General features: G+C 34.8%; 8 protein-coding genes and 1 pseudogene. 2 read left to right on the top strand and 7 right to left on the bottom strand.

The features are described 5' to 3' along the window. Positions 1 to 199: 199 nt before the first annotated feature. Entirely contained in the window at positions 200 to 1,324 is a 1,125-nt protein-coding gene (locus HNR52_RS11630) for a Gfo/Idh/MocA family protein (protein WP_435620652.1), read from the bottom strand. A gap of 122 nt (positions 1,325 to 1,446) precedes the next feature. Further along, entirely contained in the window at positions 1,447 to 2,613 is a 1,167-nt protein-coding gene (locus HNR52_RS11625; protein WP_435620651.1) for a hypothetical protein, read from the bottom strand. Between the two features lie 172 nt (positions 2,614 to 2,785). Here HNR52_RS11625 and rd point away from each other — a divergent pair, with 172 nt between their 5' ends. Continuing rightward, positions 2,786 to 2,944, top strand: a complete 159-nt coding sequence (gene rd / locus HNR52_RS11620; protein WP_013787237.1) for a rubredoxin — start codon at positions 2,786 to 2,788, stop codon at positions 2,942 to 2,944. 20 nt (positions 2,945 to 2,964) lie between these two features. On the opposite strand, the gene HNR52_RS11615 is transcribed toward rd, so the two are convergent. From HNR52_RS11615 to nadA, 4 genes are read right to left on the bottom strand one after another with little or no spacing between them, the layout of a single operon-like run. Further along, a complete protein-coding gene (locus HNR52_RS11615) occupies positions 2,965 to 3,669 on the bottom strand; it encodes a DUF421 domain-containing protein (protein WP_435620650.1) in 705 nt (234 codons plus the stop codon). A 37-nt stretch (positions 3,670 to 3,706) separates the two neighbouring features. Beyond that, positions 3,707 to 4,534, bottom strand: a complete 828-nt coding sequence (gene nadC / locus HNR52_RS11610) for a carboxylating nicotinate-nucleotide diphosphorylase (protein WP_041592057.1) — start codon at positions 4,532 to 4,534, stop codon at positions 3,707 to 3,709. Continuing rightward, positions 4,500 to 6,104 (bottom strand): L-aspartate oxidase, encoded by a 1,605-nt coding sequence (gene nadB / locus HNR52_RS11605; protein ID WP_435620649.1) that lies wholly within the window; start codon positions 6,102 to 6,104, stop codon positions 4,500 to 4,502. The genes nadC and nadB overlap by 35 nt, the downstream gene beginning before the upstream one ends. Next, complete coding sequence (nadA, locus tag HNR52_RS11600; protein WP_435620648.1) at positions 6,101 to 7,009, bottom strand: quinolinate synthase NadA; 909 nt, start codon at positions 7,007 to 7,009, stop codon at positions 6,101 to 6,103. Before nadA ends, nadB begins: the two co-directional genes overlap by 4 nt. Before the next feature lie 238 nt (positions 7,010 to 7,247). Here nadA and HNR52_RS11595 point away from each other — a divergent pair, with 238 nt between their 5' ends. After that, positions 7,248 to 7,763: a ferredoxin domain-containing protein gene (locus HNR52_RS11595; RefSeq protein WP_435620647.1), complete on the top strand. Its 516-nt coding sequence runs from the start codon at positions 7,248 to 7,250 to the stop codon at positions 7,761 to 7,763. 29 nt (positions 7,764 to 7,792) lie between these two features. Here HNR52_RS11595 and HNR52_RS11590 read toward each other — a convergent pair. Continuing rightward, a pseudogene (locus HNR52_RS11590) lies at positions 7,793 to 8,494 on the bottom strand (YitT family protein); the annotation flags it as partial. Between the last annotated feature and the right edge of the window lie 92 nt (positions 8,495 to 8,586).

Raw genomic sequence — 8,586 nt, 5'->3', positions numbered from 1 at the left:
CCACATTATCTTCTCTCTGTCAACTGCTTTCTATTTGGTATTTTGTGGTGTCTTCCTTTCGCTCCTCGCAGGAGCGACGTATGTTAATATACCACTTCTAAAAAAATATATCAACATTAAAATATGTCTATATAAGTCAAAATAGACGAGATAATGCAGAAATTACCGCAATTTTCTCGTCTATTCTCCTTTTTACGGCTTAAAGTTTTATCAAAGAACCGTCATCTTTCGCGGATTCTATTATTTTGTCTATCACTAACTGACTTTTATAAGCTTCATCAAAAGTTGGTGTTTCTTTATGTACTATTTTCCCCTCTACAATGTTTAAGAAGAAATTCATAAGGCTTGCTAAATGCATGTCTACCATAAATCCCAATGAATACTTAGGATCTGGATATATAGTTTCTAAGTATTTTGAAAATGTACTTTTATTTTTATAAGCGCCAATCGTATATTGATTTTCATTTTTTACATATAGATGAGCATATCTGGGCTCCTTTGTAGATATTTTTATTGAGCCTTTCGTACCGTATATTAAAAATTGTGTTTCTTCCTCAATTTCTGCAGATATCCTCGATGTCTCAACAGTACCCCAAGCACCATTTTTCATGGTTATTCGCGCTTCTGTCCAATCGTCTACGTCTACTTCTTCGTATTCGCCTACAGTCTTTGATACAGGCCTTTCTTTAAAATACGTCTTTGAGTTTGCTTGAACTTCATCTACTTCTCCTAACATAAATCGAACAGCATCAATAAGATGTATGCCCAGATCTATTATTGAACCACCACCAGATGTATCAAAGCGCATTTTCCACGACATAGGTCTTTTCGGGTCCAAATATCCGGAGTGCAACATTAAAGCTTTAAAATTAAGCACATCTCCTATTTCACCATTTTTAATCATATCCCTTGCTTGGTTTATTGCAGGCATAAATCTGTACATCAAAGCTGCTTGATTTATTATATTTTTATCATTTGCCATGTTTGCCAGCTCTAACGCTTCTTCCCCATTTAATCCAATAGGTTTTTCAAGGTACACATTCAAATTTCTTTTCATTACTTCGATGGCTTGTTGTTTGTGTAAGAAATTAGGAGTACATATATCAACAGCATTTAAGTTTTTATCTTCTAACAATTCGTCAACGGTTTTTACACCGCCTTCAAAAAAGTAAGGTATACCATTTATGTCATTTTTACATACTGAGCCGAATTTGATTTTAAATGGTAGGTTTTTAAAAATCAAAGGCATTGCAAAACATGCGGTAGCATGGATAGTCCCAATGTATCCCAAACCCACAAATCCTAATTTTATTTCTTTTGCCATAGCAAACACCCTTTCGTTAAAAATTACCATACTATCTATTTATAAATTATACTACATACCTGTACGATTATAAAATTCATCAAAAATCAAAAAGCGGAGGCAATCGCTCCGCATCAAAATTTTTAGTTTATTAAATCAACAGTATAGCTTAGATTATTGTCATTAACACCAATTTTAACTGTTGATGGATCTGTTTCATTCCCAATAGAAAAACCTAAGTATGTATTTATATCTACTATCGGCGAAAAAGCATACAGTGTCTTCTTTGATTTTCCACTTGCTTCATCGACGATAAAAATATCGCCTGTACCATTCCTTTTTACAAAATAATAGGACTTTTTCCCAAAGATGTCTTTTGATATGTTTATTACATTTCCATCAACCTTGTAAAACTTTTTTTCGTCGATATTGTATATGATGCTATCATTCTCATCTGCATCTTTTAAAAGTATGTTGTCATCTTTATACATTGCACTTCCTATTTTAAATCCGACATCATAATTATTTAAGCTTTTACCCGTTAGCACATCTCTTAAGGTAAATGTTTTATCTTCGTAAGCATACAAATTGTCATAATCTATGCATATCAAGTTGCCAGACGATATTTTGCTGTCATCTTTAAATATTCCATTGCCATCATAAAACACCTTTCCCATGTCATCAATACATACATTATTAGCATCAAATGGAAGGTTTTTAGCATATATTTTAAAATTGTCTAAATTTACAATATACGCTTTTGATGGTTTATCATCATCTAACAAAACTAAGTATTTTTCCAAGGGCGACCAATTGACATTTACTTTATCAATATCACCTGAATATATATTACAAAGTTCACCTGTATTAACATTTATTAAATATATTTCATCATCCGACAAACTATTGCCTCCTACCGCAAAATTTCCATAAGGACTGAATATAAATTTTGTCGATTTATTGCCTTGGAAATACTTTAAATTGAATTTTTCTGCATCTATTACCTCGTAAAACTTTTTATTTCTAAAAAGTACCAAAGCTTTTCCATCGTATATAAGAAGCTTGTCGTAATTTGCAAATACAATTTTCTTATAAGCATTGTCTTCTGCATTTGAGTAAACAAAATTGTACTGAGGAAGATTAACTTCAGGAAGTCCGTCGTACAATTTTTTGTAATTTATTTCCATTTTATTAACTTCTTTGCTTTTTACTGTGTTGACCGTTTTAACGCTATTTTCAACAGGTTTTGCTTTCCCACACGACGCAAGAATTGCACATACCAAAATAACTAACACAGCTATTTTTCTCATTATTGAACAACCTTTCGTTTTTTTATTAAATTATATGCCAAATCAAATCCATTTTATACCAATTGTGATATGCTTGTGCAAAATATGGAATAAAATCATTTTCAATATTGATTTTGGCTATTCTTAGCTGATATAATATAGTTATAGATAAAAAAAGAAAGGGTTGAGAAATATGGAAAAATGGGAATGCACAGTTTGCGGGTACATATATGATCCAGAAGTTGGCGACCCAACGCAAAATATACCACCAGGAACTAAGTTTGAAGATTTGCCAGATGATTGGGTATGCCCTGATTGTGGTGTAGGAAAGGATCAGTTTGAGAAGCTATAAAAATAAGGAGCGAGTGCTCCTTATTTTTTTGTAACGTATAGTATATCATTTGCTTCATACACTGCAAGAAAAACATCTTTAAAATTTGTTATGTTGTAGGCGTGCAAATTTTCTATAAGCCATTTCTCGTCTTTTCCAATCATCTCTAAATTCTTGTGCAACACTATTCCATCTTCAATGACAGCTATAGGAGCATGTATAGGAGCCTTTCTTATGTCCAGATCCTTCAATGTCACACTTTGATTGTCTACATTCTTTATTATGCTTATTTTCCCATTGCTTTCGAGATATGCCGCATGAACATCTCTAACGCTTAAAACATTGTGGAGTCTAAGCTCTGTCATCAGTAAATCTAAGTCTATTTTGCCTTTTTTTAATCCGCTTTTTATTATTTCACCTTCATATATAAGCGGTATGACATCCAAATCAACCATTTTCCTTAATTTAGTGTATTTCAGCGTCAAAAAATTAGACAGAATGTACAAAACAGCAAATGTCACACTTGTAATCACAGGACCTCTCAAACCTAAACTGCTGTCAGAAAGTTGATGAGCAATGATGTTTCCAAAAGCTATAGATATGACAAAATCGCTCATCTTCATATTAGAAAGAGTCCTCTGCCCCATTATTTTTATAAGAAATAAAAGTAAAACGTAAGCAGTGACAGCTCTTAAAACCCATGAGGTCAATGTAAGGTCGCCGTAACCTTCCCAAAACTTTTGCATGATATCACCTCATGGTTATTGTTCCACTCAACGTATTTTATAAATCATAACTTATATCAAGTGCTTTTACTGAATGTGTTATTGCACCAACTGATATAATATCAACACCTGTTTTAGCCACTTGCAATATATTGTCTTCGTTAATATTTCCAGATGCCTCTAATATGGCTTTACCATCAGTTATTTCAACAGCTTCCTTCATCATACCAATAGTCATGTTATCAAGCATTATAATATCCGCCCCGTATTTCAACGCTTCTTTCAGCTCGTGGATCGTCTCCACCTCTATTTCTATTTTCTTAGTATGGGAAACACTATTTTTGATCATAGTCAATGCGTTTTTAATTCCTCCAACTGCTTTTATGTGATTATCTTTAATTAAAATTCCGTCGGATAAATTGTACCTATGGTTAATACCACCGCCTACCAAAACTGCATATTTATCAAAATACCTTAAGCCAGGCATCGTTTTTCGCGTATCTGTCAATTGAGCCTTAGTTTCACTTATTATGTCCTTAAGCATCCTGACGTATGTGGCTATTCCTGACATCCTCTGCATAAGGTTTAGTGCGACTCGTTCTGCCTTAAGGCAAGAATTCAGTTCACCATAAGTTTCTAATATCAAATCACCTTTTTTAACAGCATCACCATCTTTAAAATACTTTACATGCTCTATATCTTTATCAAAAGCATTAAAAACCATCAAAAAAACATCAATACCAGCTATTATACCGTCAGCCTTTGCGTATAAATATCCTTTTGCTTTTGCACCTTTAGCTATAAGCAAATCTGTAGTAATGTCGCCCCATGTTAAATCTTCTAAAATGTAATTATCTATCAATCTTTGTGCTATCATCCTGTCCATCAAAGTAAATTTCATCTCCTTTTATCAATATATGTCTTCTGTACATCTCATTTTCTTCCGGATAATCAGTTCTAAAATGACTTCCTCGACTTTCCTTTCTTAAAAGAGCAGCCATTGTCATATACTTGCTTACGATGTATAAACTTAAAAGCTCGTTTTTCTGCCTATCATCTGCATTTATCTCAAGTATATCTTCATGAAATTTTATCCAATTGAGCATTGTTTTTAAGCTGCTTTCACTTCTTATAATGCCAACATTCGCCTCCATAAGATGCTGCAGCTTATGCCTCAGTTCATTTACATCTATTTCCATATCAATCTTATCATAATTGTAAAAATGAGAAGGTACAATCTTATTGTTTAAATATTTTTTTGAATCGCTAACAGCCCTCGTAGAAAAAACTAAACCTTCCAACAATGAATTGCTGGCAAGCCTATTAGCTCCTTGAACGCCAGTACAAGCACATTCTCCACAAGCGTAAAGCCCTTTTATAGTAGTTTCCCCGTTTAGATCTGTAGCGATTCCACCCATATAATAATGTGCAGCAGGTGATACAGGTATATAATCTTTTTCAATGTCAATACCCATTTTTTCAATTTTTCCGAATATAGAAGGAAAGCGCCTCTTAAATAAACTTTTGTCTATATTTGAAACATCCAAGTATACATAATCTATTTTGCTTTTGCATATTTCGCTTAAAATTGCTCTTGATACCACATCCCGTGGCGCAAGCTCATTTAACTCATGATAAAATGGCATAAATCTTACACCTTTTTCGTTTCTAAGTATGCCACCTTCACCTCTTATAGCTTCAGTAATGAGAAACCTTTCCCCATCCTTGCCATGCAGTGCGGTCGGATGAAACTGCATGAATTCCATATCTTTCAACACTGCACCTTGTCTTGCTGCAAGTGAAATGCCATCACCCGTTGATGTGTCAGGATTTGTCGTATTTAAAAAAAGATTTCCGGCACCACCCGTTGCTAATATAACCACTTTTGCCCACACGATGAAAAATTGATTTGAAATCAAGTTCTTCGCTAAAATACCTTTCACCATATTATCTTTTACAAGCAAATCAAGAACTAAAGTATCCTCAAAAATTTTGACACCATCTAAAACAGATATAAGTCCATTTATTATTTCTCTACCAGTGTAATCTCCCGCATGTATTATCCTATTTGCAGAATGTGCCCCTTCCCTTCCTAGCTCAAGCTGACCATCCTTCTTGTCAAAGTTAACGCCCAAATCAATAAGGCTCTTAATATTTAATGGCGCCTCTTTAACTAAGACTTCTACAGCTTCTCTGTCACATAGCCCCGCACCAGCATAAACAGTATCTTCTATGTGAGACTGAAAGCTATCTACTTGAGATATTACACAGGCTATACCGCCCTGTGCCAATGATGAACTTGAGTGGGAAAGTCTATCTTTGGTCAACAAAAAAACCTCTCCATAGTTCTTTGCCAAATAGGCTGCATTAAGGCCAGCTATGCCACTGCCAACTATTGCATAATCGCTCATGTAGCTTTCCACTTCATTAGAATCAAAATTTACGCTGTAGCTCATTTTACATCTAACATCCTTCTAATTGGAATAATAGCTTTTTGTCTAATATCGTCAGGGACTTTTACCTCTGGCCGCAAATTCTCAAGACTATACAAAACATCTTCAATTTTCGTCTTCTTCATGTTGGGACATACCAGCTTATTAGAAGGAAGTATGAATTTTTTATCAGGATATTTTTTCTGCAATTGATGTAATATGCCATCTTCTGTGCATATTATAAATTCACTGGCATTGCTGTCTTTTACAAATTTTATCATGCCAGATGTAGAGAAAACTCCATCTGCAATATCTAAAACATCTTCTCTGCACTCTGGATGAGCCAATACTACCGCTTCAGGATATTTTTCCTTTGTCAATTGGACTTCAAGTCTTGACAACTTATTGTGAGTATTACAGTATCCTTGCCAAATTATCATATTTCTCCCTGTCACCTTTTCCACGTAGCGTCCCAAATTTTTGTCTGGGACAAAGATAATCTCTTTCTCCTTTGGTATTGTATTTACTACTTTTACAGCATTGGCAGATGTACAGCATATATAGCTTAACGCTTTTACTTCTGCAGTAGTGTTGACATAGCTTACAACATAAGCATCTGGGTGTTGTTCTTTTAACCTTAAAAGTCCATCATAGTCAGCCATTTCAGCCATAGGGCAACCCGCACCTATATTTGGAAGAAGCACCATCTTATCAGGTGACAGTATGCTGGCGGTTTCAGCCATAAAGTGGACACCGCAAAATACGACTACATCTGCATCCGTCTCCGCCGCCTTCCTTGATAATTCCAGTGAATCTCCAATGAAATCAGCGATATCTTGGATTTCCGGTCTTTGATAAAAATGACTTAATATAACTGCATTTCGCTCTTTCTTAAGCTTATCTATTTTATTTAAAATGTCTTTATCCATTTGTATTTCCCCTTTTATAAATTTAATAATATTTTAGCACTTGTATAGTTTATTGTCTATAATGCTGTATATACATTCAATATAGTTCTTAATTGGATACTAATATTGTCTTATAAAAGAGCACTTTATATGCCAACTAAAAATTTTATATATACTAAAACATTGCGCCGCATGATTTTGTATGACAAGAAAATAGTAATATAATATTGTTGTGATAAATATAAATGGAGGGATTTCAATGAATGTTATCGAATTAACAGCAGAACTCATGGCTTTGTCTGCAAGAACAGCACCAAAAGCATCCGGTCAAGACTTTATAGAGACAAAAGTCATAACCGGAGACGATTTAAAAAGGCTTAATGAAGATATGGTTAAATACGGAATAGAATCTGGAAAGAAAAATTTCGATAGGGATGGCAAAAATGTCGAAAGATCTGGAGCCGTACTGCTTGTTTCTCTTAACAAGCCAAAAAAAGCTGGTTTAAACTGCGGAGCTTGCGGATACAACAAGTGCGATGAGCTGCCAGATTTCAAAAAAGGAACAGAATTTGACGGCCCTATGTGCGCTTGGAGGCTTATCGATCTGGGCATTGCAATAGGATCTGCAGTGAAAACTGCCAGCATGCTAAACGTAGACAACCGAATAATGTACAGGATCGGCATAAGCGCAAAAAGATTAAATCTTATAGATGGTGAAATCGTAGTAGGCATACCATTGTCAGCCACGGGAAAAAACATATACTTTGATAGATAAAAAGGGCATGGCAATAACCATGTCCTTTTTTACATGTTTCTAAATCCCTCACCTAAAACCTCATGGGCTGTAGACAAAATCACGAAAGCTTTTGGGTCTATTTTTTTGACCACATTTCTTAATGTGGTTACTTCGCTTCTATTTACAACCACAAGCAAAACGTTTTTTTCCTGCTTAGAATATCCTCCAACACCTTTTAGCTCCGTAACGCCCCTATCCATATCGTACAGTATAGAATGGCTTATTTCCTCGTATTTATCAGAAATAATTATAGCAATTCTTTCGTAATCGGTTCCTTCTTGAATGACATCTATGACCTTTATCGCAATAAATTCTGTTGCCAATGCATATAAAGCAAGCTCCGGACTAAACTCGATTCCAGCTAATGCGATTATTATAAAATCTATGATAAGCAAAATCCTGCCAACGGTCAAAAAAGGTATGTACTTGTGAAGCGTCATTGCTGCAAGGTCAGTACCACCTGTAGTAGCACCGTACTTTATAACAATCCCCAATCCCAAACCCATTATAAGGCCGCCGTAGACAGCCGCCAACATTGGATTATGCGTCATAGGCTTTAAAAACGATAGGGCATCAATTGAAACACCAAGAAGCAAAGTAGAGTACAGCGTCTTAGCTCCAAAGACCGAACCCAAAACTTTGATGGATATTAAAAAAAGAGGAATATTTATGAGGAGTGTGACGGCTCCAACAGGCCACTTAAAAATATAACTAAAACTTCGCACATAAATAATTACTCTGTTCCTTGAAAACTTAATGCTTTGCCAGAAAAAAGTAATAGTAATTTACACAATTATGCACA

Source organism: Thermoanaerobacterium thermosulfurigenes (assembly GCF_051201035.1).
Classification (GTDB): Bacteria; Bacillota; Thermoanaerobacteria; order Thermoanaerobacterales; family Thermoanaerobacteraceae; genus Thermoanaerobacterium; species Thermoanaerobacterium thermosulfurigenes.
The sequence above is the reverse complement of the archived record's forward strand: the minus strand, read 5'-3'. Positions and strand labels throughout refer to the sequence as shown.

Coding starts and splice junctions, on each gene's coding strand:
- rd (WP_013787237.1), top strand. CDS start 2,786: ATGGAAAAATGGGAATGCACAGTTTGCGGGTACATATATGATCCAGAA.
- HNR52_RS11615 (WP_435620650.1), bottom strand. CDS start 3,669: ATGCAAAAGTTTTGGGAAGGTTACGGCGACCTTACATTGACCTCATGG.
- HNR52_RS11630 (WP_435620652.1), bottom strand. CDS start 1,324: ATGGCAAAAGAAATAAAATTAGGATTTGTGGGTTTGGGATACATTGGG.
- HNR52_RS11595 (WP_435620647.1), top strand. CDS start 7,248: ATGAATGTTATCGAATTAACAGCAGAACTCATGGCTTTGTCTGCAAGA.
- nadB (WP_435620649.1), bottom strand. CDS start 6,104: ATGAGCTACAGCGTAAATTTTGATTCTAATGAAGTGGAAAGCTACATG.
- HNR52_RS11625 (WP_435620651.1), bottom strand. CDS start 2,613: ATGAGAAAAATAGCTGTGTTAGTTATTTTGGTATGTGCAATTCTTGCG.
- nadC (WP_041592057.1), bottom strand. CDS start 4,534: ATGGACAGGATGATAGCACAAAGATTGATAGATAATTACATTTTAGAA.
- nadA (WP_435620648.1), bottom strand. CDS start 7,009: ATGGATAAAGACATTTTAAATAAAATAGATAAGCTTAAGAAAGAGCGA.